We start from the raw sequence: 25,147 nt of genomic DNA, 5'->3' as shown, positions 1-25,147 counted from the left end.
TCTCAAAACATCAGATAAAATGGATATTTCAGTTATCGTTCCTCTGTTCAATGAGGAAGAGTCGTTGCCAGAACTCTTCGCCTGGATCAAACGGGTGATGGATGCCAACGATTTCACTTACGAAGTTATCTTTGTGAACGACGGTTCTACCGACCGTTCATGGAACGTCATAGAAGAACTTGCCGAGAAAAACGAGCAGGTAAAAGGAATCAAATTCCGCCGCAACTACGGAAAGAGTCCTGCCCTCTACTGTGGATTCAAAGAGGCACAAGGTGATGTAGTCATCACTATGGATGCCGACTTGCAGGATTCACCAGACGAGATACCAGGTCTCTACGAAATGATAAAGAAAGATGGTTTCGATCTTGTATCGGGTTATAAGCAGAACCGCAAGCAGGGAGATCCTCTGAGCAAAACGATTCCAACCAAACTTTTCAATGCCACAGCCCGCAAGGTGAGCGGCATCCACAATCTGCATGACTTTAACTGCGGACTCAAGGCTTACCGCCGCGACGTAGTGAAGAACATCGAAGTATACGGTGAGATGCATCGCTACATTCCATACCTTGCCAAGAATGCAGGCTTCGCAAAGATTGGCGAAAAACCTGTTCACCATCAGGCAAGAAAGTTTGGTACTTCCAAGTTCATGGGCTGGAACCGTTTCGTGAACGGCTATCTGGACCTGATGACACTCTGGTTCCTGAGCAACTTCGGCAAGAAGCCAATGCATGTTTTTGGATTCTTAGGAAGTGTGGTGTTCTTCATTGCCTTTCTCTCGCTTATCGGACTTGGCATCGATAAAGCCATAGACTTACATCGTGGCATCTACGGACACCTCATCACCGATTCCCCATACTTCTTCATCGCTCTCATTGCGATGGTATTGGGCAGTCAGTTCTTCCTAGCCGGATTTCTGGGTGACCTTATCAGTCGTCAGAACCCTAATCGTAACGATTATCAAATAGAAAAGGAAATAAGATGCAAAAAATAATACCATTGGTTTTCATGATGCTGGTACTCATGGTGGCTAGTTGCACTAGTCTCAACTGCCCGCTCAACAACACCACTTACACCAAGTATAAGTTGATGGGCGACGTAAAGACACTCAACGCCACCTTAACCATCTCGACCACCAAACAGGAAGGAGAAGACAGCGTACTTATCAATAAGGATGAGAACGTGGATAGCTTCATCCTTCCGATGAGTTACCACCAGCCTGAGGATGTGTTCTTTTTTGAAATTCAGAATGCAGACAATCAGGTATGGAAAGATACAGTAACCGTCAAGAAAGAGGACTATCCACATTTCGAGTCTGTAGATTGCGGTGCAGCCTACTTCCACAAAATAACAGAAGTGAAGACAACCCACAACTATATCGACTCAATAGTTATCAACAATAAAGAGGTTAATTATGATGCATCTAAAGCGCATTTCTACATATATTTCGGTAACCGTTACTAAAAAAGCGGTAACCGTCCTGAGTCTTCTCCTACTCTTAGGTGGAGGATGGGCGAACGCACAAAACCGTCTTAAAAAGGTAGCAACGGTAGAAAAAGATACGATTCCATGGTTTAACGGAATGGCGGTGAGTGTGGATTTAATAGGACCAGCCCAATTGATGGTAAGTGATTACGGACAATATGAAGCTTCTCTGCGAGTGAACTTAAAAGACAAGTATTACCCTATCTTTGAATTGGGTTACGGCAAAGCAGATGCCTTCGATGAGAGTACCCAGATCACTTATAAGACAAGTGCACCATACGCCCGTCTGGGTGTAGACTGGAACCTGCTCAAAAACAAGCACGATGACTACCGCCTGTTTGGTGGATTCCGTTACGGTTTCACCTACTATAAATACGACATCTCTTCACCACCCATCAAAGATCCAGTCTGGGGAGGTGATGCACCTTACGGAGCAGAAGGCGTATCCGCTAACTATCACTGGCTGGAAGGTGTAATAGGAATAGATGCAAAGATATGGGGACCAATCCGCATGGGATGGAGTTTCAGATACAAGCGTCGTGTTGCCCATAATGATGGCGACATGGGCAACACCTATTATGTACCAGGCTTCGGCAAGCAAGGTGGTTCCCGACTTGGCGGTACGTTCAATGTAACATTTGAAATATAAACAATGAAGAATAAAAGACTCATTTGGCAGATACCGTTTCTGCTTCTCTTGATTTTTGGCAGTATTTATGTCATTCGCCAACAGCAAAATACACCTTACCAGAGGGATGAAGGTTTCATCTTTGGTACTATCTATCACATCACTTACCAAAGTGACGTCAATTACCAAAAAGAAATCGAGGCTGAACTGCAGAAAGTAGACAATTCTCTTTCTCCATTCAACAAGACATCCATCATTTCGCGTATCAACCGTAATGAAGACGTGAAGGTAGACAACATGTTTGCTGAGGTTTTCCAACTCGCAGAAAAAATATCCAAAGAAACAGACGGAGCATTTGACATCACTGTAGCCCCTATGGTAAATGCCTGGGGATTCGGATTCAAGACCGGGAACCCTCCTACCCAACAAACAGTAGACAGTATTCGCGCTATCGTCGGATTCCAGAAAGTAACATTAAAGGAAGAGCACGTCAAGAAACAGAATCCTCATATCATGCTTGACTGCTCAGCCATAGCCAAAGGATACGGAAGCGATATCGTGGCAAGGTTTCTAAAGAAAAAAGGCATCCAAAACTTTATGGTAGAGATTGGTGGCGAAATTGTGGTGAATGGAAACAGCGACAAGCAAGTGCCTTGGCGGGTAGGCATCAACAAGCCAACAGACGATTCTCTCAATACGAGTCAAGAATTACAAGACGTAATCAATGTGACAGACATAGCAATGGCAACAAGTGGAAACTATCGGAATTTCTACTATAAGAACGGCAAGAAATATGCTCACACAATAGACCCGAAGACAGGCTATCCCGTGCAGCACAATATTCTGTCAGCCACCGTTCTAGCCAAGAATTGTGCCACAGCCGATGCCTATGCCACATCCTTCATGGTAATGGGACTGGATGGAGCAAGGAAAGTATTGGAAAAACATCCTGAACTTGACGCCTATCTCATCTATTCCGATGAAAAGGGAAATAACAGGATATGGTATTCGCCAGAGCTCAAGAAGAAAATATTAAAATAGAATGCAAGAAGACAGAGTATATGACAATCTTTTAAATCTGCCTCTATTCCTGGGAATGAGCCGTAACGATTTGCTGGAAGTAGCCGGTCATACAAAGTTCGATTTCCAAAAGGCAGATAAGGGACTCACCATCGTCAAGGAAGGAGAGCCCTGCAAACGTCTGTACTTTCTTCTTACCGGCGAACTCAACGTTGTCACAGAGGCTGACGATCATGGCTACCGCATCGAAGAAGGCATCAAAGCCCCAGAAGCGTTTCAAATGGAATGCATCTACGGATATAACCAATACTTCACTCACACCTATATCGCAAAGAAAGAATGTAGCGTGATGAGTATCAGCAAGCAGGAGATGCAGAAACTATCTGATAGATACGAGATTTTCAGAATCAACATGTTCAATCTCATTTCTACTCAAACCCAAAAGAACAACCGGCGCTTGTATCGGGTTCCTCCCAAAACACTCTCAGAACGTATCATCCAGTTCTTTGAAAGCCGATGTCTCAAACCTGCCGGCGAAAAATTATTTCACATCAAGATGGAAAGACTTGCCGCAGAAATGAATGTCAAGAGAATCTATGTCTCCAACGTGCTGAATGAACTGCAGAAGCAAAAGCTCATGCATCTGGAAAGAGGAAGAATCTATATTCCACAATTAGAAAAGCTGATTGTGAATAAATAAAAAGAGAACTGTCATAGAGTAAAGCAAACAAATAAAAAATCACTATCATGCAAGATATAAAAGATCAGAATCATATCAGAAATACAGAGAATCGAGAGAATCCATTCTTTGTTCCCTATCATACACCGCACGATACTGTGCCTTTCAACCGTATCCTGCTGGAAGACTACGAGCCTGCCTTCATGGAGGGTATTCGCCGTGACAAAGAAGCGACAGACAAGGTCATCAACGACCCGGCTGAGCCTACATTCGAGAATACTATCGCCCGTGTGGATACAGAAAAAGGCGAACATTATTACGACCTTTTAAGTCGTGTTTCCAATGTATTCTCATGCATGATGAGTGCAGAGACATGCGACGAGATGGAGGAACTGGCACAAAAGATGAGTCCTATCCTCACCAAACATGCCAACGACATTACACTCAACAAGAAACTCTTTGAGCGTATTAAATATGTTCATGACCACCCTAACAGAGAGTTAACCCCAGAAGAACAGATGCTTTTGGAAACCAGTTATGATGGTTTTGTACGTAGTGGTGCTCTTCTTGATGAGGAAGGAAAAGACAAGCTTCGCAAACTTACAGAGGAAGCAAGTATTCTCACCCTCCAGTTCTCACAGAATCTCCTGAAGGAAAACAAGGCATTTACCCTCCATATCACAGACGAGGCTCAACTTGACGGACTTCCAGAAACAGCAAAGGCTGCAGCAGCTCATACTGCCAAAGAGAAGAATGAAGAAGGCTGGATTTTCACACTCGACTATCCAAGTTACTCTCCATTCATGACCTACTCTACTCAGCGTGAACTCCGCAAACAGATGTATATGGCACGCAATACGGTCTGTACCCATGAGAACGAGCAGAACAACATTGAAATCTGCAAGCGATTGGTCAATTTACGTAGAGAACTCGCTCAACTTCTTGGCTTCGAGACCTATGCAAACTATGTATTACGTCATCGAATGGCAAGTAATGTAGAGAATGTCTATAAACTTCTCCATGATCTGATTGAGGCTTATAAGCCAACAGCAGAAAAAGAAGTGAAAGAAGTAGAAGCCCTAGCCAAGAAACTGGAAGGCGAAGACTTCAAAATGGAACCATGGGACTTCGGATTCTATTCCCACAAGCTCCAGATGGAAAAATACAATCTGGATGCAGAGATGCTCCGTCCATACTTCCAACTTGACAAGGTGATAAAGGGCGTCTTCGGATTAGCCAACAAACTGTATGGTATTACCTTCAAGGAAAACAAAGAGATTCCAGTATACCATCCTGACGTGAAGGCATACGAAGTATTCGATAAAGACGGCAGTTATCTGGCTGTGTTCTATGCAGACTTCTTCCCACGCAAGGGCAAACAGGGAGGTGCCTGGATGACAGAATTCCAAGGACAATGGATAGACCATAAAGGCAACAACATTCGTCCACACGTGAGCGTAGTGATGAACTTCACCAAGCCTACAGAAGAAAAACCTGCCCTCCTGACCTTGGGAGAGGTAGAGACCTTCCTGCATGAGTTTGGTCACAGCCTTCACGGAATGTTCGCCAACACCCGGTTCGAAAGTCTTTCGGGTACCAATGTATGGTGGGATTTCGTAGAGTTGCCATCTCAATTTATGGAGAACTATGCCATAGAAAAGGAATTCCTGCGCACCTTTGCTTTCCATTATGAAACAGGTGAACCATTGCCGGACGAGCTCATCGAACGTATCGTAAAAAGCCGCAACTTCATGGCAGCATACGCCTGCCTGCGCCAAGTAAGTTTCGGACTTCTGGATATGGCATATTACACCAAGAAGGATGCCTTTAATGCTGACATCATCCCATTTGAGAAAGAAGCATGGAAAGAAGCCATGATTCTGCCACAGTTGCCTGACACTTGCATGACCGTACAGTTCTCGCACATTATGGCAGGAGGTTACGCAGCCGGCTACTACAGTTACAAATGGGCTGAAGTTCTGGACGCTGATGCATTCAGCGTGTTCAAGAAAAACGGTATTTTCGACCGAACTACCGCCCAAAGCTTCCGTGACAACATACTCTCAAAGGGAGGCACAGAACATCCGATGACACTCTATAAACGATTCCGTGGACAAGAGCCAACCATAGACGCCCTACTGGAACGCAACGAAATCAAGAAGAGTTAACAGTTTAGGCAAGTAATTATAAATGACACAATATAAATAACAGATCAATGGGGGACAACCTTTTAAAACAGAAAAAGCTTGATTTGCGATACCTTCGCATGGCTCGCATCTGGGCAGAAAACAGCTATTGCAAACGCCGACAGGTAGGTGCTTTAGTAGTAAAAGACAAGATGATTATCAGCGATGGTTACAATGGTACACCAAGCGGATTTGAAAATATCTGCGAGGATAACAATGTAACCAAGCCCTATGTCCTCCATGCAGAAGCCAACGCCATAACCAAGTTGGCCCGCAGCAGCAACAACAGCGAGGGAAGCACACTTTATGTCACTGCTTCTCCTTGCATCGAATGCTCCAAGCTCATCATTCAAGCAGGCATCAAACGAGTTGTATATGCCGAGAAATACAGACTTACTGATGGTGTGGAACTATTGGAAAGAGCCGGAGTAAAAGTAGAATATATGAATCCTGATGAAAATATCAGTTTAGAATAACGTTAGTATAATGTAAATTAGTAAGTTATGAATAAGAACAAGAATAAGACCAACAGGTTTATGCCGTTCATCATGGCACTCTGCGTAGTGCTAGGCATTGTCATCGGCACATTCTTTTCGAATCATTTTGCCGGCAACCGACTCAACGTCATCAATAGTGGAAGCAACCGTTTAAACAACTTGCTCCATCTCATTGATGACCAATATGTGGATTCTGTCAACATAGATTCGCTAGTAGATAAAGCCATTCCACAAATTCTTGCGGAACTGGATCCCCACTCGGTCTACATCAGTGCCAAAGATGCAGCGCAGGCTAATGACGACCTCAAAGGTTCATTCTCGGGTGTAGGTATTGAGTTCGTGATCCGCCAGGACACCATTCATGTGCAAAATGTAATCCAAAACGGTCCTGCCGAAAAAGCAGGTCTTCTAGCAGGAGATAAGATTGTTGCTGTGGATGGCAAACCTTTCGTGGGCAAAATCGTGACTAATCAGGAAGCCATGCACCGCTTAAAGGGTCCTAAAGACACGAAAGTAAAAATCGGCGTAATCCGCTATGGCAGCAACAAGGTACAGAGCTTCACGGTAACACGAGGAGAAATCCCTACCAAGAGTGTAACTGCAGCCTACATGCTCAATGACAATACAGGCTACATCCGCATCAAGAACTTCGGTGAGAACACTTATCCAGAGATGCTTATCGCCTTAGCCAAACTGTCTCAACAGGGATTCTCTAATCTCTGCATTGACTTACGCGACAACTCTGGAGGCTATCTCACAGCTGCAGTAAATATGGCAAACGAGTTCTTACCAGAAAAGAAACTGATTCTCTATACACAAGGACGAAAGTCTCCTCGCCAAGATTATTTGAGCGACGGCAAGGGTTCTTATCAAAAGATACCTATGGTTGTACTCATCAATGAGGGTTCGGCTTCTTCTGCTGAAATCTTTGCAGGTGCCATGCAGGATAATGACCGTGCAACCATCATCGGTCGCCGTTCATTCGGAAAGGGATTGGTACAACAGCAAATAGAATTCCCAGACCATAGCCTTATCCGTCTCACCATTGCCAGATACTATACTCCTTCTGGAAGATGTATCCAAAAACCTTATACGATGGGTGATGACAAGGATTATGAACAGGATCTTCTGGATCGCTACCAGCATGGAGAATTTTTCTCACAAGACAGTATCAAGCATACGGGTCCTGCATACCACACAGGCATTGGACGTGTAGTTTATGGTGGAGGTGGTATCACGCCAGACATCTTTGTTCCAGAAGATACGCTCGGTATGACTTCCTACTTCAAAGAGGCTAGTTTGAGCGGCTTGATTCTACAGTTTGCATTTACCTATACTGATGATAATCGTCCTAAGTTGAATAACTTCAAGGAGATGATGGAACTTGCCGATTATCTTGACAGTCAGAACATGGTGGAACAGTTTGCCAACTATGCAGACAAGCATGGATTGAAGCGCCGTAACCTTCTTATCAAGAAGTCACATAAGTTGCTGGATAGAGTCATCGACAGCCGTATCATCTATAACATGCTTGATGAACAAGCCTGGACTCAGTATATCAACCAGGACGACCCAGTGATTAAGCAGACCCTCGAAGTCTTCGAAAAGCACGAGGCGTTCCCAAAGAAACCTGAGCCAACAGCCAAATTCAAAAGCAAGAAGCAGAAAGTAGCAATGGCTGACATACCATACAATTACAGTTCACTACATTGCAGAAATATGATGATGGCAAACGCATAAGATGAATAAGAAAGAACTTAGAAAAATCATAAAAGACAGAAAGCGACAGTATTCCTCAAGCCAACTTGAGGAACTGTCGCTTTCTGTCTTATCCCGACTTGCAGATCAAGAATCTTTCCGCAAGGCTAAAATCATTTTAATGTATTATTCTCTCCCTGATGAAGTCAACACTCATACCTTTATTGATGAGATGACAGCTTTAGGGAAAACTGTTCTTTTACCAGTAGTAAAGGATTCAGAAAATATGGAAATCAGAGAATACTCTGGCAGAAAAGATCTCACAGAAGGTTCCTTTCATATTATGGAGCCAACCGGCAATCTCTTTCCACCAGAAAGATATAGGGAAATAGAAGTCGGTGTCATTCCTGGTATGAGTTTTGATGAAAAAGGCAACCGTCTGGGACGAGGAAAAGGATATTATGACAGATTTCTGAAAAAAGTACCAACCCTGTTCAAGATAGGCATCTGTTTCGACTTTCAAAAGACAGATACCATCCCAACAGAAGAAACGGATATCAGAATGGATTGCATCATATAAAGAGTTCTGGAAATAGAGGCAAATTCTATCAATAGAAACGGATATCTGAAATCACCAATGCCCCTACCTGCTCGTTCAATCTTCTTACCAAGATTGAACGATGCATGGTAAGATCTGCCCTGAGAGCAGGATTTAGAATCTTAACATAAAGGGTTTGATTCTTGATAAATTTATCAGCACAATAAACAGAAATAGAGGCACCTACAACGGTGTCCCAACTATCCAAGAGACGCTTTTGCTGCAAAGGCGTCTCCAATCCCTCGTTTCTCAAAAACTCCGGCAAAAGTTCTGCTATAGAACGAACCTTTTTTCTAAACATAATTATACCCAATAAATAATGTACTACAAATCGTCAGACTTGATTTTCCACCCCTGACATTCAGTATCTAATCTCTTACATGCAGTTCTCCATTTTCGACAGAGAAAATCTTATAGTCGCCACGTAAACGATGAAGGATTTGGTCAAGATGATCACGATTGGTATCCGTTATAAAAATCTGTCCAAAATTATCATTTGAGACTAACTGAACTATCGCTTCAACACGCTGAGCATCAAGCTTATCAAAAATATCATCCAACAAGAGCAAAGGAGTGGTATTAGAGCAGGTTCGCTTCAAAAAACTAAACTGCGCCAACTTCAAGGCAATGACATAACTCTTGTTCTGTCCCTGACTTCCCTCACGCTTCATCTGATAGTCACCAATCGTAAACTCCAAGTCGTCACGATGAACTCCATGAAGCGAATAACCAACGGCACGATCCTTGAATCTATCACGCTGGATAACCTCCAATAACGGTCCTCTTTGACAGTGCGAAATATAATGCAAGCCTACCCGTTCCTTATCACCGGAAATATGCTGATAAATCTGCTGAAACAAAGGTATTAATTCGTTTACAAAAGCCTGGCGCTTAGCAAAGAGCAGTTCTCCATTCATAGCCATCTGCTGTTCCCAAAGCTCCATAAGAGTTACATCCGGTTCCGCCTCCATCTTCAAGAGAGCATTTCGCTGTTGCAAGGCTTTGTTGTAGTTAGAAAGAGCCTCGATATATGTATTATCATACTGAGAGATAACAACATCCATCAGTTTTCTACGCTCATCACTTCCACCCTCAATGAGGGAAACATCAGAAGGAGAAACAAAGACAAGCGGAATGAGTCCAATATGTTGAGACAAGCGCTTATATTCTTTCTTATTTCGCTTAAAATGTTTTTTGGTTCCACGCTTCATCCCGCAATAAATGTTCTCCAAATCCCCATTATCATTCTCATAATTACCTTCCAACATAAAAAAGGCCTCATCGTGCAAAATGATTTGGGAATCAATCGGATTATTGGCACTTCTGCAAAACGAGAGGTAATAAATTGCATCCAAAAAGTTGGTCTTACCCATGCCGTTATGACCGATAAGACAGTTAATTTTGGGCGACAATTCAATATTGGCGCTCTTGATATTTTTATAGTTAATAATGGAAATATTCTTTAAAATCATAGACTCTTTACTGATTATTGAGTGCAAAGTTAACAGAAAAAGCCCAAAAAACGAAAAAAGTAGGCTAGAAATTTCAATATCTGAATAAAATTCCGTATTTTTGCAGAAGTTTAGCAATATTAGAATAATAAAAAACAAAAATACAAAATGGCAAACAACAAAGTACAGGCTCAGGAAATAGAGAGCCTCAACATTCGTGAGGCCTTCTTCATGAAGAACAAGAAGGCTATTATTATCGCTGTGGTAGCTATTGTAGTTATCATTGCTGGTGTATTCGGTTATGTATCTCAGATCTCTGGTCCACGTGAGGACAAGGCTAGCACAATGCTTGGCAAGGGTCAGACTTACTTCAACAACGAGATGTTCGAACAAGCACTTAACGGAGACGGTGCTGGTTACGTTGGCTTCAAGAAAATTGCAGACGAATATAGCAGCACTGACGCTGGTAACTTGGCAAACCTCTATGCAGGTCTTTGCTATGCTAACCTTGGCAAATGGGCAGAAGCAGAAAAGAGTTTGGATGCATTCTCTTCAAAGGATGACCAGATGATCAGCCCAGCAGCAGAAGCTGCGCTCGGTGATGTTTACGCTCACTTGAACCAGTTGGACAAGGCTGTCGAGGCATTCAAGAAGGCTGCTTCTATGGCTGACAGCAAAGCAGAAGATGACGCTAACAACAGTCTCTCTCCTGCATTCCTGATTAAGGCTGGTGAAGTTCTCGAGAGCCAGAACAAGAAGCAGGATGCATTGAATATCTATCAGGATATCAAGAAGAAGTATGTTACCTCTATGCTTGTTCAGAGCGGTGAGATTGACAAGTACATTGAGCGCGCATCCAATTAATAACATCTTACGAGTAACATCTTAGAACAAGTTTAATAGATAATTATGGCAACAGCTCTTCATAATTTATCAGAATATGACCTTAGCAAAGTACCTGATGCCAGCAACATGTGCTTTGGTATCGTTGTAGCTGAATGGAACCCAGAAATAACAGGTGCCCTGCTGGACGGTGCTGTCAAGACGCTCGAAAAACATGGAGCCTTAACAGAGAACATACATGTTAAGACTGTTCCTGGCAGTTTCGAACTCATCTATGGCGCACATCAGATGGTACTTAATGGCGGCTATGACGCTGTTATTATCTTGGGAAGCGTAATTCGTGGTGAAACTCCTCACTTCGATTATATCTGCGAGGGAGTAACCTATGGTATTGCCCGTCTCAATGCCACACAAGAGATTCCTGTCATTTACGGACTCTTGACTACAAACGACCTGCAACAGGCAAAGGACCGTAGCGGTGGCAAATTGGGCAACAAGGGCGATGAATGTGCTATTGATGCCATCAAAATGGCTAAATTCTAAAAGCACAGACATTGAGTCTTTCAAAACAATTACTATATAATAAGGTAAATAAAATGAAGCTCTACCAATTATTACAGTCATACGAATTTGAGGAGATTTTCCCAACAGTCAACGTGATGTTTCCCAACGCACAGTTGCATAGAGACGTCTTTGAAAAAGCATTCAACATGCTTTGCGACATTCAACCTATCAGTTCCAAGAAAGTAATTCGTTTCGAACTGATGGAGGATCCAAACTCTAGCGATATGTTTGTTGGAGCCAACGACAGCTGTTTTCAAACAACTTGGGATGTATGTCTCGGAAAAGAAATAAAGAAAGGAAAAGGCGCAGACCTCAACGATGTGGAAATGGTAGCCAATTGTCTGCTTAATATCCTCTTCATAGGTCGTCATCCTCAAAGTTTCGAAAAAGATTATAAGAAACTCTTCAAATAATCATAGGATTTACAAAAAAGAACCTCTTGAAATCTGAGTATTTCAAGAGGTTCTTCCTTTATTTATACACCCTCATCATCGTCTTCATCAACAGAAGAATTGCCCGATGGAGAACTGTCATTTCCTTCAGTATCCAGTAATTGATCTTTACTGATACTCACCTCCCCCATCTTAGAGATTTTTACCACCAAAGGCAAATATTCATCACTCATCACATCAGGTGAACCAACACTGGCTGCAAAACAAAGATTGTTACCTTCAGTTTTTACATAGACAATACCCAGTAATCCACCAGAGGCCTTGGTATGAGAATCCAAGTATTTTTCAAAGGCAGCTTTGGTAAAACTACGTTTGAAGAATTCAGAACCGTCGCTTCTAATAATCCGAACAGTAATCTTATTATCGTGATACTTAGTATTTTCATCTACCTTAACGAGCGGCAAACTGTCATCGGCTTCTCGTTTTACCACCACTTTATATGTAGCGCCCAACCATTCAATGCTTCTAGACTGCTCATACTCACTCATCTTGAGTGTTTGCTTTTTAACTTTGACAACAGGTTTAGGAGCTATAATGATGTTGCTTTTCTTTTTCTCAGCACACGATACCATTATGCCTATAGCCAGAGCCATGAAAAATACGTAATTGATTCGTTTCATTGCTTTTTTATTTTAATGCTACAAAAGTAGTAAAAAAAAATGAAATAAACACGGGTTACCCGTTAAAAAACAAAAAAAGCATCGACTTTCACAAGCCGATGCTCCGAATCTACCTAAATACTAACTAATAAATTTCCTATTGAATCTTACACGATATAATAAAAGTTCAGTTTATGAATTCTAATCAGTAGTTTGACGTCATCACGAAGAAAAGGTTTAATGCAAGTCTAAAAAAAAATGCATTTTTTCTTCATTAAATGTTTTTTCTCTCTTAAAAATGCTTCTTTTCTTCTTTTTAAAGCAAATTTACCCTTTTTATTTTGAGAATTAAACATTTTGTCGTATCTTTGCAGACAAAAAGAAACATTTTGCATGAAAAAGATTCTATTATTCATAATAACTGCCAGCATTTTCACCTTTTCTTCTTGCTTTCAGAAAGAGCAAACGCAAGAAAAGGAGCAAGTCATCGACACTATTCCAATGATGGTAATGCAAATACAAAAATGCAACCGACTATATACGGCAGAAGCCCATGTTCACAAAATTATCACCCACGATGATCAACTGAATCTGAAAGGTTCTTTTTTCAGAAAGAACTTCAACATTCATGTACCTGGTTCAAACAGGAAAGTTGCAATCCCTATGAATGCAACCATCAAGGCTTCCGTAGACTTCCAAGGGTTTTCCAATCAAAATGTGTTACGCAAAGGTGACAAGATAGAAATCATTCTGCCAGACCCAAAGCTGACACTCACGAGCAGTAAGATAGACCACAATGCGGTAAAACAATATGTATCCATTGCCCGCAGCAATTTCAGTGATGCAGAACTCACCCAACTAGAGCAGCAAGGCAGACAAAGCATCATCAATGATATTCCGAATCTTGACCTCATGGAACAAGCTCGGCTCAGTGCCGCAAATACTCTGATTCCGATGCTCAAGAACATGGGATTCAAGGAAGAAAACATCAAGATTAGCTTCCGTAAGAAATTCACAATCCAAGACTTGAAGGAATTCATTTCAAATGGATTGAATGACAATAAAACAATAGAAAAGAGAACAGCCTCTAGCCAGGCATCAAATAAAGAGGACTAAGATATGAAGAAATATGGAATCATAATCATTTTATTCCTTATTATAATAATAGGTGGAGCACTCTATTGGCTTAATAAAGACAATACAATGAACGTGGCAACGGAAGAAAAGACCACCCTTTCACCAACCCAAGTAGAAAGTATTGAGGCTATCGGGCAATGGGAATTTCTTGCCATCAACGATGAGGAACTCGTTGATACAACCCGACATGGTTTCTTTGGTGACGATCAATTGGTACGTATCTATTATGGCACTCTCCGTCTCGGTATTGACATGAAAGACGTAAAGGAAGGATGGATACAGACGGATGAAAAGAAAGATTCCATAGTCTGCACCCTTCCCCCAATCCGACTCCTCGACAACAATTTCATAGACGAGGCAAAGACTAAAAGTTTCTTTGAAGAAGGAAAATGGACTGGCGCTGACCGACAGGCTATGTACGACAGAGCTTACGTTATGATGAAAAAGCGTTGCTTGACACCTGTGAATTATCAGACGGCAAGAAGAAATGCCAAGCAGCAATTCAAAGACATGTTCAAGACAATGGGATTCACTAACGTTAGAATAGAATTCGATGACTGAGGGTAGAATTACCTTCAGTCTCCCAAAACGGAAGTAACTAAACATATTCCGTTCATAAAAAGACAAGAGAGTTATCAGGGCGCAAGCCTAATTATTAATTATCATTTTTAAATTAAAACATAAGAGAGATGGATGCTATCAATGATTTTTTCACAGCCTTTAGTTCATTCCTTTGGGGATGGCCTATGATTATTTTATTGTTGGGAACTCATATTTTTCTAACCATCCGCCTGCGCTTTCCACAGCGCAAGATATTCCAGGCTATCAAATTGTCTGTCAAGAAAGACAAGAAGGCAACGGGGGATGTTTCTCAATTCGGAGCACTAGCCACTGCCTTGGCAGCCACCATCGGTACGGGTAACATCATCGGTGTGGCTACAGCAATAGCTTTAGGCGGACCAGGTGCAGTCCTTTGGTGCTGGCTCACCGGTGTTTTCGGTATTTCTACCAAGTATGCAGAGGGACTTCTTGCCGTAAAATATCGAGTTAAGACAACACGAGGAAAGATGCTGGGAGGTCCGATGTATGCTCTAGAAAAGGGATTGGGCTGGAAATGGCTTGCCATCCTCTTCGCAACCTTTGCCGCCCTTGCTTCTTTTGGTATTGGCAGCACAGTCCAAGCTAATGCCATATCAACCCTTGTGGAAAATCAATATGGCATTTCTCCTTTCATTACAGGTTCGATAGTTACCATTTTAGGAGCAGCCGTAATCATTGGTGGTGTAAAGACAATCTCTAAGGTTTGTGGAATGCTTGTACCTTTCATGGCCCTATTCTATGTATTGGGCTGTATTTATATTCTCATTGTAAATCATGCCTACATTCTCCCTGCCCTACAGATTATCTGCGAATCAGCTTTTACAACAAAAGCTGCTGGTGGTGGTTTTGCAGGTAGTACACTGATGCTTGCAGCCCGTTATGGTATTGCCCGTGGTCTTTTCTCTAATGAGAGTGGACTTGGTTCTGCGCCAATTGTTGCCGCAGCTGCTCAAACCCGCAATCCCGTTCGACAGGCATTAGTTTCATCAACAGGAACATTCTGGGATACAGTCATCATCTGCGCTCTAACAGGACTGGTAATCACCAGCAGTATCATAGCCTATCCAGATATAGACTATCATGATGGGGCAGCACTTACCAAAGCAGCTTTTAGTAAAATACCATATATTGGAGCTCCATTACTAACATTTGGTCTGACCACCTTTGCTTTTAGTACTACACTAGGTTGGAGTTATTATGGCGAACGTTGCGTAGAATACCTGAAGGGAAAGAAATGGATGCTTTGCTATCGCATTCTCTACATTGTCAGTATATTTGCAGGAAGTGTCATCAGTCTCGGTCTGGTATGGAACATAGCTGATTGCATGAATGCTCTTATGGCTATTCCAAATCTCGTCTCTTTACTATGTCTTAGTGGAATTATTGTGCATGAAACAAGAAAGTATCTTTGGCGCGACCGTCTAGATCAGGATATGGAGGAAAGCGAATTACAGGAAGTAGAAGACAAATAATCGTGCAAACGATTGTCCTGAAGAAATAGCAGAAAACTATATATTTTTGATTCATCCTACCATTTTCTTTTGTACCTTTGCAGCAGAAAAGGTAACTTTATAGAAAATATAGGTTAAAAGAGATTTTATTAGTTTTTGTTGATTAAAAAAATGCCCAGGCAGCAGTGATGCTATCCTGGGCTTTTTGTTTTATATGCTCTATTCACTTATATTCTGTAATCATCAACAAGAATTTTCACTTCTTATTCAGCATTTATCTGCAAATGCTTCATTCCGTGTCCACCCCACGTTGTATAATTGACGAATTGGAATCCCATACGAGTATAAAGGCTTTCAGCTCTTGGATTGCCTTTATCAACCAATAATCCAACCTTCGGAATACCAAGTTCCTTACCACGTTGTATGGCAGCATTCAACAAAAGCTTTGCAATCCCCTTACCTCTATAGCTACTGGAAACAGCCAAACTGTCGAGATAGTATTCACCTTCTTGAGTCTCAGCATCCATACCCGAATAATCAATTCCAAAGGTAGCAAGAGTCTCATCTAAAAATCTTTTGCGCAAAGTCTTAAGTTGAGCTCCATCATAAGCTACCAAGATGCCAGCAACCACACCATCAGTAGTCATTGCCATCAACACATTTCGGTAACTATACTGGCTATCCTCCATCTTTACCAGACGTTCCATCAACTGATGAAAATCAGCCAATGTATGACGAGGTCCGGCAAAATTCTGACAACATTCCGTATTCATCGCTTCCATAATGAGCGATGCTATATGCGAAGCTTTATCTGGGGTTGCTTGTTCTATATGTATCTTCATTTTCGTTTAGTTTTTACAATTACGAATGCAAAGATAATAATAATTAACGAGATAAACAAAACTTTTTCTTTTTCTTTACTTTTGTTTCACAAAGATTTTATATCTTTGCCCCATAATTCAATAACAAATGTTAAGATAGAGGCTACCAGATTGTCACAACATCAATTTCCCAGAGTAAAAAGCTATCAAAAATCAATTGATAATATAAGTTCTCTATCCTTCATGTTTGGGTAGAGACCTTCATTATTATTATAATCTTTTGTAAAAACTGACAATTAAAGACTTTTTCTTTGCTGATTCCAAATAATAATGCTAACTTTGCGCACGAAATTGTTTTATCTTGAGAAGACAAAGAGACAGAAAGATTGTAATGATATGGAAAAAATACTAATAGTTGAAGACGACATCGCATTTGGAACCATGATTCAGACATGGCTCAGGAAGAAAGGATTCGAAGTTGAAAAAACGACTTCGGTGAAAGCAGCTATACAGGCTTGGGAGAAGTTGGAAAGTGGATTTGATCTGGTGCTATCCGACCTTCGTCTTCCAGACCATGATGGTATTTTCTTATTGCAATGGATGAGAAAGCACGGCGTGCAAGTACCTTTCATCGTCATGACCAGCTATGCGGAGATTCAGAACGTAGTACTCGCCATGAAATCGGGTGCAACAGATTACGTAGCCAAACCTTTTCATCCGGATATTCTCCTGGAAAAGATTAAGGAAGCCATAAAAAATCACAATACAAGCTCTCTATCAGAGAAAAATATAGAGCAGAGGGAGGCAACAGGAAATCAGGAGCCAATAGATAATAAAAAAGTATCAGGAAATACGGAATCTAAAGGAAATGTAGATGTTCCTAAATATCTTGAAGGTGAAAGTGAGGCTTCAAGAAAACTCTATAGTTTCGTATCTCTGGTTGCTCCTACTCCTATGTCGGTTCTCATTCTAGGTGCAAGCGGAACAGGTAAGGAATATGTGGCTCGTCGCATTCATGAATTAAGCCAGCGGGCAGGGAAACCTTTCTTTGCACTCGACTGTGGAGCCATTCCTAAGGATGTGGCAGCATCAGAATTCTTCGGTCACAGCAAGGGAGCCTTTACGGGAGCAGACCAAGACAAGAAGGGAGCCTTTGAAATAGCAAATGGCGGTACACTCTTCCTGGACGAAATGGGGAACCTGAACTATGAAGTGCAAGTGCAACTGCTTCGTGCCCTTCAGGAGCGAAAAATTCGTCCATTGGGCAGCAACAAGGAAATCGACATCGACATCCGACTGGTTTGCGCCACCAACGAAAATCTGGCACAGCGTGTAGCAGAGGGAAACTTCCGCGAAGACCTATACCACCGCATCAACGAGTTTACCATCTACATGCCGGAGTTGAAAGACCGTGGTGCCGATCTCTTCCTCTTTGCTGATCTCTTTATCAAACATGCCAACAAAGAACTCAATAGAAACGTGGAAGGACTCGATGGTAAGGCGAAGGAGAAAATCGCCTCTTATAACTGGCCAGGAAACCTACGCGAATTGAACAATGTGATGAAACGTGCCACTCTTCTTGCCACAGGCAGATATATTGGAGTAACAGAACTGGAACAGAGTATGGCTCATATTCAGCCACAAGCTCCTACCACCCTGCATGATCAGGAAACAGAACTGCAGCGTATAGAAGCAGCACTAAAAGCGGCAGGAGGTAACAAGAGTAAAGCTGCACAATTGCTTGCTGTGGATAGAAAGACGCTGTATAACAAGATGAAGAAGTACGGCATCTGAGGAACTTTCCCCAATATTTTGGGGAAAAATTCCACACTTGTTCCACAACTTCCACAAAGTTAAAATTTGGCACAAAAATGCATATTAACTGATTATCAACCATTTACTAAAAGAAGGAATCTTTTGGCACGCAGATTGTGATATTAGATTGTGAACTCGCAAACAAGCAACAATGTAAGTAAGACGGTTCATTAAAGTAAAAATAATATTCACAATAAAAAATAAAAAGATTATGAAAAAGTTAGTATTCGCAGCTATCGCTGCCATGGTAATGGTATCAGTTAGTAATGTATTCGCCAACAACAAGATGGCAAGTGTTTCATCAGTAGCTCCAGTAGACACAGTTGCTCCTGCAGAACCAGCAGACACAACAGTAGAGAAGACAACTCCAGCAGAAACTCCAGCTGATTCTACAACAGCAACAACAGATACAACTGTAGCTAAGTAATATCACCTTCAAAAAACAGTAATAAACAGAAGAAATAGAAAGACATTAAATATCAGTAATTACGCTTCGCTTTCAATTAGGCAGGAGACTAATGATAAAATTCATTGGTCTCCTGACTTGTTTTTAGCCCTTTCTTTTCTTTAAATCAGTTTTTTGCATTATCTTTGCAGAAGATAAGCTGCACTCGGCAATCTGAAAGCAAGCTTTCATTGCGCTCGTTTGCACTATCTTTGCAAAAGATAATTAAGTAAGTAGATTTCACATGCACAAAAACAATATTCCACTCAAGGTAGCCCTCGGCTATTGCATTATTGCCATTATCATGATTCTGGCAATCAGTCTCGTATATAGCAACACCAAGAGCATCATCGCCATCAACGAAGCATCCCGTGAGTACATCAAGAAAAAGGATGCAGCCGACAGTACCATGACTTCTCTGCTCAAAGAAGAGCAGAAGAACCTGAAGCAACTCTCTGATGCAATGGCAGGGAAATCTACGTCCAATTATCTGCAAGATAAGGTTAAAAGTCTGAATACCGGCAAGGATTCTATCGTTGTTCATTCCAAAGCCCCACAAACCCATGAGGCAAAGAAAACTACGGTGGAAGTGATGAAGACCCGCCGAGGATTCTTCCGCCGACTGGCCGATGCTTTCAAGAAAGAGCACGCAGAAACGCTAAGCATCAAGCAAGACAGCAACAGAGCCATCATTGATTCTATCACAACTCCTGTGAATGTGGCAGAAAATGTAGCCAACATTCTGGACCAGATAGACAAGAAGGAGAAGGTTGCTACGCAAGATCATAAGGAAAGTATCAACAAAGAGATGGAAGACTTGAAAATAGTCAGTACAAAACTTGCCTTACGTTCTGCCAAGCAACTGAGTGATGTGCACCAAAGGGAACGTGACTCTATGCAAAAAGCCATCAACAAAGCGATGGCTGCCCGTAAACAGCTATTGTGGCAAATAGGTTTGCTTACACTAGTAACCTTCCTTGCGATTATCGTCATGATTTGGTTCATCTGGCGCGATGCAAGAAAAGAACGCATCTACCGTGAGAACCTGGAGGCAGCCAACGAAGAAATCCAACGTATCATGAACCAACGTGAGCGACTTCTCCTCACCATTACACACGATATCAAGGCTCCAGCAGCCTCCATTTCCGGCTTCATCGACCTGATGAAAGAATACGTCACCGAAGCACAAGGTATGGAGTGTCTTCAAAATATCAAGAACTCTGCTGCTCATCTTTCCCGACTAGTAGCCTCTCTTCTCGATTATCATCAGTTGGAAAATGGACTGATGAAGGTTCAGCCTGTCTCTTTCTCTCCTACTCAACTGGTAAAGGAATCAGTAGAGGGAATGCGATTGCGAGCCGAAGAGAAAGGCTTAGCCATTTCGTATGAGATGACGATGGGAATGAAAAAGGAAGCAAATCAGGAGAATGAAACTGACAAGGAATTATTCCTAGCCGATGCTTTCCGTATTCGTCAGATTCTGGATAATCTGGTGAGCAATGCCATCAAATATACCGATCACGGAAGTGTCAACATTGAGGCACGAGTTTCAAAAATCATGGGTAAGCTGACACTCACCATGAGCGTGAAAGATACGGGTAAGGGAATGAACGATGAGGAAAAGCGGAAAGTATTCCAGGCATTCACCAGATTAAAGAGTGCACAAGGCATCGAGGGAACAGGCCTGGGCTTGTCCATCACTCAAGAACTGGTATCGCTTCTCGGTGGAGAAATTCTACTTCGTTCTACCTTGGGAAAAGGTTCCAATTTCATCGTTACGCTACCTATAGAACCTGCCCCAAAAGATGATTCGCAGGAGGATATCAAACAAACATCTGATCATCAGGAAGCCAAGGACTCAGACAACAAAAAGAAGGCTCAACAAGAGTTTGCCAACCATAAGGTTCTGATTCTCGATGACGACAAGCTTCAGCTTCAACTTCTCCAGGAAATGCTGCGACGCATAGCAGGCGATTCCTGGCAAGTATTCGCCTGCAATCATGTGATTGATGCACTCACCATCCTGCACAATGAGCAGCCAGCCCTCATGCTGATGGACATAGAAATGCCAGAAATGAATGGTACAGAGATGATTACCCACATCAACCATACCAATATGACTGTCATTGCAATGACAGCGCATGATACGAGTATCCGGGAACAACTTATAAAAGCTGGCTTCGACGACTGTCTTTTCAAGCCATTCAGTATAGAAAAGTTATCAGCTATCCTGGGAATAGATTCTGAACCTCAATCCCACTTTGACGCTCTTCTGGCTTTTGCAGAGGGCGATGAAGAGGCAGCAAAAGAGATACTCAACACCGTGAAGCAGGAACTGGCAGAACATCTTAAGAATTTGAAAGAAGCCATGGAGGAGGAGTCCTTATCTATAGATAAAATAGGAAAAGCTGCTCACAAACTTCTGCCGATTGCCAGTATGATGCAGATGAGTTGTCTGGAAGAACTGAAGGCACTATCGCCTGAACATATTCAAGAGAATGGAGAAGAAGAGATTAGGAAGAAATTGAAGGTTGTTACAGATTGCTTGCAGCACGTGCTGGAACAGAGTTTCTAGCACGCGCCTTCCCTTTTATTCCCTGATTTGCTGCGGCGTCAGCCCTGTATGCTTCTTGAAATAACGACAGAAAAAACTGACATCGGCAAAATGAAACTCCCAAGCCATCTCCTTGATACTTTGCGTGGTTCGCTTAAGATGCATCTTGAGCTGCAGAATCACGTATTGGTCAATGATGGTTTTGGGAGTGTGCCCCGTCACCTGGTTCACGATGTTGGTCAGATATTTCGAGGAGATATTCATCTGGACTGCATAATAGTTCACATCCCTTGAAATCTTGTAATCCCTCTCCAGCAGCATCATAAAATGATTGAACAGTTCTCTTACACGATACGACTTTACTTCATCTGGTCGGTATTGCGGATTGCGCTGAAGATACTCATGAAAACCGATGAAGAACGCCTTCAACTGACACAATACCAATTGGGAGATACAAGTACACTCCGATTGGTCGAAATAAACTTTTAATAGGGCAAACATACCATTGATGATGTTTGTCACCACAGGGGTATCCTGCCTGCAGCGGTCTTCCCGCAAGGAAGAATACACCGTCTGCTCCAGCTGCAGACTTGCTTCACGAAGCAAGGAAGGATTATATTTCAGCATTTCCACTTGGAAGCTGTTCGCAGTTTGAGGGGATTTGCAATCCCCGTTTTCAGTTTCTGGGGATTTGCAATCCCCTTCAACCTTCAGTTCCACCACATCATTCGGGAACAGCGTAATCACCGCCCCCTCATAAAGTTGCCAATCCTTATAATTCACCTGTAGCCTCGCCTTTCCTTTCCGGCAAATCAATATTGCTCCGTAAGTCAATACTTGCGGACCCTCCTGCCATTCCTCCAAACCAGAGCAGGAAAGGCTTGCTTCCTGATAACTACTTAATTCTGATAATTCCATCTCCAGCTTATTATATATAGAGTTATTATGTCTCTTTATTCCTATTTCGGTTGCAAAATTACACAAAATATGTGACATAAAAGAACTATTATTCCCAAATCGTCCATCCGCCGCGAAAAATTTAAAGTGATTGTTCGCCCAAAACTCCGTACCTTTGCACCCGAATTTCAAAAAGCAAGAATCAATGATTAAGAACATCTTATTGGTAAGCCTTCTGCTTGCAGGAGGAACTCTTTGGGCTCCGGCTCAATCACAAACCACAGAAGGGGCGGCAACATCCTTGCCTGTCTGCAAGAAAGAAAACATGACCATCAGCCAACTCTTCCAGAAGGTTGAGGATAACAGCAAAAGCCTTCGCACTTCATTATCAGGAGTAGAAACTGCACATCTCGGCATCGAATCGGCTAAAAGCAAGAAACTGCCCGACCTTGATGCTTCCCTCTCTTTCAGCTACATCGGCAATGCGCTGATTACCGACCGCGACTTCAGCAACGTTCATGGTTTGAAATCCCCACATTTCGGCAACAACTTCGCCTTCCAGGCACAGCAGGTGGTTTACGCCGGTGGAGCCATCAACGCAGGCATCAAGCTCGCCGAACTCGGTAAGCAGCAGGCAGAAGTAGGCGTGAAACTTACCCGACAGCAGATTCGCTTCATCGCCTTCGGTCAATATCTCGACCTTTACAAGATAGACAACCGTATCAAGGTTTATGAGAAGAACATCGAACTGACTCGCCAGCTCATCGACGACATCAAGGAGAAACAGACGCACGGCATGGCGCTGAAGAACGACATCACCCGATACGAACTCCAGATGGAAAGCCTCAAGCTCGGTCTTACGGCGCTCCGAAACAACCGAAGCATCCTGAACCATCAGCTTTGCAATACCCTCGGAATGAACCAGGATAGCCAAATGAACCAGGGAAATCAGGAGATTCAGATTATCCCCGATGCCACCATTGCCGACAAGACCTACGGCAAGGAAGGCGAGGCTTACTGGCAGACGGCAGGTACTCTAAACTCACCACTCCTGGAGCAGAGCAGCAATGCCATCCGCATCGCCGAACAGAAAGAAAAGATTGCCAAGAGCGACCTTCTGCCAAAAGTAGCTTTCGTTGCCGCAGATAACTTCGATGGACCTATCCTCTTCGAATTGCCACCTGTTGATAAGAACCTCAACGTCTGGTATGTGGGCGTAGGCGTGAAATACAGCCTCAGCTCTCTCTTCAAGAGCAACAAGCGAATCAAGCAGGCAGCCGTGGAAACCCGACAGGCTAAAGAGGCACATGCCGTTCAGGCAGAGCAGCTCAACAATAATGTGCAGGCTGCCTACGTGCAGTATCAGCAAACCTACGTGGAACTGGAAACGCAGCGGAAGAGTGTAGAGCTGGCACAGCAGAACTACGACGTGATGAATGCCCGCTATCTCAGTCAGCTCGCCCTGGTTACGGATATGGTGGATGCCTCCAACCTCAAGCTCAATGCCGAGCTCAGCGAGGTGGATGCCCGCATCAACATCGTCTATGCCTACTATCGCATGAAGTACGTGGCAGGAGAGATTTAGAAAGTGAAGAGTGAAGAACGAAGAGTGAAGAAACAACGTTCGGCGTCCGAAGGGAAAGCCAATTCATTTGCTCTTCAAAAACTATAAAATAAACTAGCAAAATTATGAGCAAAAAGATTATCAAGAGAATATATAATGTAGTGATTATCCTCCTTTTCCTGGGAGCTATCGGCTGGTGCTTCAGCCATTTCTATCATGGCAGCGATGTGGCTTATACCGATGATGCACAGGTGAACCGTCATATCACTCCTATCAACACCCGCGTGCCGGGATTCATCAAGGAGATTCGTTTCAACGACTATCAGCACGTAAAGAAGGGCGATACTCTCTTCATCATCGAGGATGCTGAGTTCCGTCTGCATGTGGCTCAGGCTGAAGCTGGCTTGCGTGGCTCCAAGTCAAGTTCTTCGGTTGTTACCGCCAGCATGGGCACCACCAATACCAATGTACAGACAGCAGCAGCCGGTATTGAGGAGGCTCGTGTGGATATGATGAATGCCAAGCAGGACTTCGACCGCTTTGCTGCTCTGATGAAGAAGGATGCAGTTACCCGTCAACAGTATGACAACGCTTATGCCCGCTATCTGGGAGCCAAGGCACGCTATGAGCAGGCAAGCAGCAGAAAGGCTAGCGCAGCATCGGTTCGTAATGTTCAGACCCAGCAGCTCGGTGGTTCACGTGCCGGAGAGAGCGTGGCTGAGGCACAGCTCAATCTGGCTCGCCTCAACCTTTCCTATACCGTAATCGTGGCAACCTGCGATGGCGTGATGGGAAGAAAGGATATTCACGAGGGCCAGCTGGTACAGCCTGGTCAGATGCTCGCCCGCATCGTGGATGACAACGATGTATGGGTGGTAGCCAACTATCGTGAGACTCAGATGGACGGTATTACCGTCGGAAATACTGTAGATTTCACGGCAGATGCCATCCCGGGTGTAGTATTCCATGGCAAGGTAGAAGCCCTTTCTGCCGCAGCCGGCAATGCCTATTCCATGATTCCCGTGGATAATGCCACCGGCAACTTTGTAAAGGTAGAACAGCGTGTGCCTGTTCGCATCGCCCTCACTAAGGACAATGACCCGAAACAGATAGCCTTGCTCCGTGCCGGACTAAACGTAGAAACCAAGGTTCACATTAAATAGAAT

Annotated in this window: 25 protein-coding genes; 20 read left to right on the top strand and 5 right to left on the bottom strand. The window is 43.0% G+C overall.

Annotated features, from left to right (window positions below; translation table 11 throughout):
• The first annotated feature begins 19 nt into the window (after positions 1-19).
• Genes F7D73_RS05000 through F7D73_RS04960 form a run of 9 tightly spaced genes read left to right on the top strand, consistent with a single transcriptional unit; the run spans position 20 to position 8,770 of the window.
• Positions 20-991, top strand: a complete 972-nt coding sequence (locus F7D73_RS05000) for a glycosyltransferase (protein ID WP_153122669.1) — start codon at positions 20-22, stop codon at positions 989-991.
• Positions 979-1,461, top strand: a complete 483-nt coding sequence (locus F7D73_RS04995; protein WP_153122667.1) for a DUF6452 family protein — start codon at positions 979-981, stop codon at positions 1,459-1,461. The genes F7D73_RS05000 and F7D73_RS04995 overlap by 13 nt, the downstream gene beginning before the upstream one ends.
• On the top strand, positions 1,412-2,131 hold the full coding sequence (locus tag F7D73_RS04990) for a DUF6048 family protein (protein ID WP_228117637.1): 720 nt from the start codon (positions 1,412-1,414) through the stop codon (positions 2,129-2,131). The genes F7D73_RS04995 and F7D73_RS04990 overlap by 50 nt, the downstream gene beginning before the upstream one ends.
• A 3-nt stretch (positions 2,132-2,134) precedes the next feature.
• A complete protein-coding gene (locus F7D73_RS04985) occupies positions 2,135-3,151 on the top strand; it encodes an FAD:protein FMN transferase (RefSeq protein ID WP_153122665.1) in 1,017 nt (338 codons plus the stop codon).
• A gap of 1 nt (position 3,152) precedes the next feature.
• Positions 3,153-3,830, top strand: coding sequence for a Crp/Fnr family transcriptional regulator (locus F7D73_RS04980; RefSeq protein WP_153122663.1), 678 nt, complete (start codon positions 3,153-3,155; stop codon positions 3,828-3,830).
• A gap of 47 nt (positions 3,831-3,877) precedes the next feature.
• On the top strand, positions 3,878-5,977 hold the full coding sequence (locus tag F7D73_RS04975; protein ID WP_153122661.1) for a M3 family metallopeptidase: 2,100 nt from the start codon (positions 3,878-3,880) through the stop codon (positions 5,975-5,977).
• Between the two features lie 47 nt (positions 5,978-6,024).
• A complete protein-coding gene (locus tag F7D73_RS04970) occupies positions 6,025-6,471 on the top strand; it encodes a deoxycytidylate deaminase (protein WP_153122659.1) in 447 nt (148 codons plus the stop codon).
• A 27-nt stretch (positions 6,472-6,498) separates the two neighbouring features.
• Positions 6,499-8,232 (top strand): S41 family peptidase, encoded by a 1,734-nt coding sequence (locus F7D73_RS04965; RefSeq protein WP_153122656.1) that lies wholly within the window; start codon positions 6,499-6,501, stop codon positions 8,230-8,232.
• 1 nt (position 8,233) lies between these two features.
• The gene (locus F7D73_RS04960; RefSeq protein WP_153122654.1) at positions 8,234-8,770 is read left to right on the top strand and encodes a 5-formyltetrahydrofolate cyclo-ligase; all 537 of its coding nucleotides are present in this window, start codon (positions 8,234-8,236) and stop codon (positions 8,768-8,770) included.
• 28 nt (positions 8,771-8,798) lie between these two features.
• Here the strand turns inward: F7D73_RS04960 and F7D73_RS04955 are convergent, their stop codons facing one another.
• Both F7D73_RS04955 and recF read right to left on the bottom strand, forming a co-directional pair.
• The gene (locus F7D73_RS04955) at positions 8,799-9,089 is read right to left on the bottom strand and encodes a DUF721 domain-containing protein (protein WP_153122652.1); all 291 of its coding nucleotides are present in this window, start codon (positions 9,087-9,089) and stop codon (positions 8,799-8,801) included.
• A 67-nt stretch (positions 9,090-9,156) separates the two neighbouring features.
• Positions 9,157-10,260: a DNA replication/repair protein RecF gene (recF, locus tag F7D73_RS04950; protein ID WP_153122650.1), complete on the bottom strand. Its 1,104-nt coding sequence runs from the start codon at positions 10,258-10,260 to the stop codon at positions 9,157-9,159.
• Between the two features lie 147 nt (positions 10,261-10,407).
• Between recF and F7D73_RS04945 the strand changes: the two genes are divergently transcribed.
• The 3 genes from F7D73_RS04945 to F7D73_RS04935 are packed head-to-tail and all read left to right on the top strand — an operon-like array spanning position 10,408 to position 12,059.
• Positions 10,408-11,103, top strand: a complete 696-nt coding sequence (locus tag F7D73_RS04945; protein ID WP_153122648.1) for a tetratricopeptide repeat protein — start codon at positions 10,408-10,410, stop codon at positions 11,101-11,103.
• Positions 11,104-11,148: 45 nt separating this feature from the next.
• Entirely contained in the window at positions 11,149-11,625 is a 477-nt protein-coding gene (gene ribH / locus F7D73_RS04940) for a 6,7-dimethyl-8-ribityllumazine synthase (protein WP_153122646.1), read from the top strand.
• A 53-nt stretch (positions 11,626-11,678) separates the two neighbouring features.
• Positions 11,679-12,059 carry a hypothetical protein gene (locus tag F7D73_RS04935; protein ID WP_153122644.1) on the top strand — a complete coding sequence of 127 codons (381 nt, stop codon included), beginning with the start codon at positions 11,679-11,681 and terminating at the stop codon, positions 12,057-12,059.
• A 62-nt stretch (positions 12,060-12,121) separates the two neighbouring features.
• Here F7D73_RS04935 and F7D73_RS04930 read toward each other — a convergent pair whose 3' ends face one another.
• Positions 12,122-12,718, bottom strand: coding sequence for a DUF4738 domain-containing protein (locus F7D73_RS04930; RefSeq protein ID WP_153122642.1), 597 nt, complete (start codon positions 12,716-12,718; stop codon positions 12,122-12,124).
• 372 nt (positions 12,719-13,090) lie between these two features.
• Here F7D73_RS04930 and F7D73_RS04925 point away from each other — a divergent pair, with 372 nt between their 5' ends.
• From F7D73_RS04925 to F7D73_RS04915, 3 genes are all read left to right on the top strand, one after another.
• Positions 13,091-13,813 (top strand): DUF4230 domain-containing protein, encoded by a 723-nt coding sequence (locus F7D73_RS04925; RefSeq protein WP_153122640.1) that lies wholly within the window; start codon positions 13,091-13,093, stop codon positions 13,811-13,813.
• Positions 13,814-13,900: 87 nt separating this feature from the next.
• A complete protein-coding gene (locus F7D73_RS04920; RefSeq protein WP_228117635.1) occupies positions 13,901-14,395 on the top strand; it encodes a DUF4230 domain-containing protein in 495 nt (164 codons plus the stop codon).
• A gap of 128 nt (positions 14,396-14,523) precedes the next feature.
• Entirely contained in the window at positions 14,524-15,906 is a 1,383-nt protein-coding gene (locus F7D73_RS04915) for an alanine/glycine:cation symporter family protein (RefSeq protein ID WP_153122636.1), read from the top strand.
• 242 nt (positions 15,907-16,148) lie between these two features.
• Here F7D73_RS04915 and F7D73_RS04910 read toward each other — a convergent pair whose 3' ends face one another.
• Positions 16,149-16,727, bottom strand: coding sequence for a GNAT family N-acetyltransferase (locus F7D73_RS04910; RefSeq protein ID WP_153122635.1), 579 nt, complete (start codon positions 16,725-16,727; stop codon positions 16,149-16,151).
• Positions 16,728-17,102: 375 nt separating this feature from the next.
• On the opposite strand from F7D73_RS04910, the gene F7D73_RS04905 reads away from it, so the two are divergent.
• From F7D73_RS04905 to F7D73_RS04895, 3 genes are all read left to right on the top strand, one after another.
• Positions 17,103-18,500, top strand: a complete 1,398-nt coding sequence (locus tag F7D73_RS04905) for a sigma-54-dependent transcriptional regulator (RefSeq protein ID WP_153122632.1) — start codon at positions 17,103-17,105, stop codon at positions 18,498-18,500.
• 232 nt (positions 18,501-18,732) lie between these two features.
• Positions 18,733-18,948: a hypothetical protein gene (locus tag F7D73_RS04900; RefSeq protein WP_153122630.1), complete on the top strand. Its 216-nt coding sequence runs from the start codon at positions 18,733-18,735 to the stop codon at positions 18,946-18,948.
• 262 nt (positions 18,949-19,210) lie between these two features.
• Positions 19,211-21,541 carry a hybrid sensor histidine kinase/response regulator gene (locus F7D73_RS04895; protein WP_153122628.1) on the top strand — a complete coding sequence of 777 codons (2,331 nt, stop codon included), beginning with the start codon at positions 19,211-19,213 and terminating at the stop codon, positions 21,539-21,541.
• Between the two features lie 15 nt (positions 21,542-21,556).
• Here the strand turns inward: F7D73_RS04895 and F7D73_RS04890 are convergent, their stop codons facing one another.
• The gene (locus tag F7D73_RS04890) at positions 21,557-22,438 is read right to left on the bottom strand and encodes a helix-turn-helix domain-containing protein (RefSeq protein ID WP_194256854.1); all 882 of its coding nucleotides are present in this window, start codon (positions 22,436-22,438) and stop codon (positions 21,557-21,559) included.
• Positions 22,439-22,622: 184 nt separating this feature from the next.
• On the opposite strand from F7D73_RS04890, the gene F7D73_RS04885 reads away from it, so the two are divergent.
• Both F7D73_RS04885 and F7D73_RS04880 read left to right on the top strand, forming a co-directional pair.
• Entirely contained in the window at positions 22,623-24,002 is a 1,380-nt protein-coding gene (locus F7D73_RS04885; RefSeq protein ID WP_228117633.1) for a TolC family protein, read from the top strand.
• Positions 24,003-24,103: 101 nt separating this feature from the next.
• Positions 24,104-25,144 carry an HlyD family secretion protein gene (locus F7D73_RS04880; protein ID WP_367383700.1) on the top strand — a complete coding sequence of 347 codons (1,041 nt, stop codon included), beginning with the start codon at positions 24,104-24,106 and terminating at the stop codon, positions 25,142-25,144.
• Positions 25,145-25,147 lie beyond the last annotated feature (3 nt).

The sequence above is a fragment of the Segatella copri genome (assembly GCF_009494395.1).
In the GTDB taxonomy this organism is placed as follows: Bacteria; Bacteroidota; Bacteroidia; order Bacteroidales; family Bacteroidaceae; genus Prevotella.
This window is presented reverse-complemented; position numbering and strand designations above follow the sequence as displayed.

Excerpts from the sequence above, each read along its gene's own strand:
- F7D73_RS04965 (WP_153122656.1), top strand. The coding sequence starts at position 6,499 with ATGAATAAGAACAAGAATAAGACCAACAGGTTTATGCCGTTCATCATG.
- F7D73_RS04995 (WP_153122667.1), top strand. The coding sequence starts at position 979 with ATGCAAAAAATAATACCATTGGTTTTCATGATGCTGGTACTCATGGTG.
- F7D73_RS04945 (WP_153122648.1), top strand. The coding sequence starts at position 10,408 with ATGGCAAACAACAAAGTACAGGCTCAGGAAATAGAGAGCCTCAACATT.
- F7D73_RS04930 (WP_153122642.1), bottom strand. The coding sequence starts at position 12,718 with ATGAAACGAATCAATTACGTATTTTTCATGGCTCTGGCTATAGGCATA.
- F7D73_RS04985 (WP_153122665.1), top strand. The coding sequence starts at position 2,135 with ATGAAGAATAAAAGACTCATTTGGCAGATACCGTTTCTGCTTCTCTTG.
- F7D73_RS04990 (WP_228117637.1), top strand. The coding sequence starts at position 1,412 with ATGATGCATCTAAAGCGCATTTCTACATATATTTCGGTAACCGTTACT.
- F7D73_RS04900 (WP_153122630.1), top strand. The coding sequence starts at position 18,733 with ATGAAAAAGTTAGTATTCGCAGCTATCGCTGCCATGGTAATGGTATCA.
- F7D73_RS04975 (WP_153122661.1), top strand. The coding sequence starts at position 3,878 with ATGCAAGATATAAAAGATCAGAATCATATCAGAAATACAGAGAATCGA.
- F7D73_RS04955 (WP_153122652.1), bottom strand. The coding sequence starts at position 9,089 with ATGTTTAGAAAAAAGGTTCGTTCTATAGCAGAACTTTTGCCGGAGTTT.
- F7D73_RS04905 (WP_153122632.1), top strand. The coding sequence starts at position 17,103 with ATGGAAAAAATACTAATAGTTGAAGACGACATCGCATTTGGAACCATG.
- recF (WP_153122650.1), bottom strand. The coding sequence starts at position 10,260 with ATGATTTTAAAGAATATTTCCATTATTAACTATAAAAATATCAAGAGC.
- F7D73_RS04885 (WP_228117633.1), top strand. The coding sequence starts at position 22,623 with ATGATTAAGAACATCTTATTGGTAAGCCTTCTGCTTGCAGGAGGAACT.
- F7D73_RS04970 (WP_153122659.1), top strand. The coding sequence starts at position 6,025 with ATGGGGGACAACCTTTTAAAACAGAAAAAGCTTGATTTGCGATACCTT.
- F7D73_RS04980 (WP_153122663.1), top strand. The coding sequence starts at position 3,153 with ATGCAAGAAGACAGAGTATATGACAATCTTTTAAATCTGCCTCTATTC.
- F7D73_RS04935 (WP_153122644.1), top strand. The coding sequence starts at position 11,679 with ATGAAGCTCTACCAATTATTACAGTCATACGAATTTGAGGAGATTTTC.
- ribH (WP_153122646.1), top strand. The coding sequence starts at position 11,149 with ATGGCAACAGCTCTTCATAATTTATCAGAATATGACCTTAGCAAAGTA.
- F7D73_RS04910 (WP_153122635.1), bottom strand. The coding sequence starts at position 16,727 with ATGAAGATACATATAGAACAAGCAACCCCAGATAAAGCTTCGCATATA.
- F7D73_RS04890 (WP_194256854.1), bottom strand. The coding sequence starts at position 22,438 with ATGGAATTATCAGAATTAAGTAGTTATCAGGAAGCAAGCCTTTCCTGC.
- F7D73_RS04895 (WP_153122628.1), top strand. The coding sequence starts at position 19,211 with ATGCACAAAAACAATATTCCACTCAAGGTAGCCCTCGGCTATTGCATT.
- F7D73_RS04920 (WP_228117635.1), top strand. The coding sequence starts at position 13,901 with ATGAACGTGGCAACGGAAGAAAAGACCACCCTTTCACCAACCCAAGTA.
- F7D73_RS04925 (WP_153122640.1), top strand. The coding sequence starts at position 13,091 with ATGAAAAAGATTCTATTATTCATAATAACTGCCAGCATTTTCACCTTT.
- F7D73_RS04915 (WP_153122636.1), top strand. The coding sequence starts at position 14,524 with ATGGATGCTATCAATGATTTTTTCACAGCCTTTAGTTCATTCCTTTGG.
- F7D73_RS05000 (WP_153122669.1), top strand. The coding sequence starts at position 20 with ATGGATATTTCAGTTATCGTTCCTCTGTTCAATGAGGAAGAGTCGTTG.
- F7D73_RS04960 (WP_153122654.1), top strand. The coding sequence starts at position 8,234 with ATGAATAAGAAAGAACTTAGAAAAATCATAAAAGACAGAAAGCGACAG.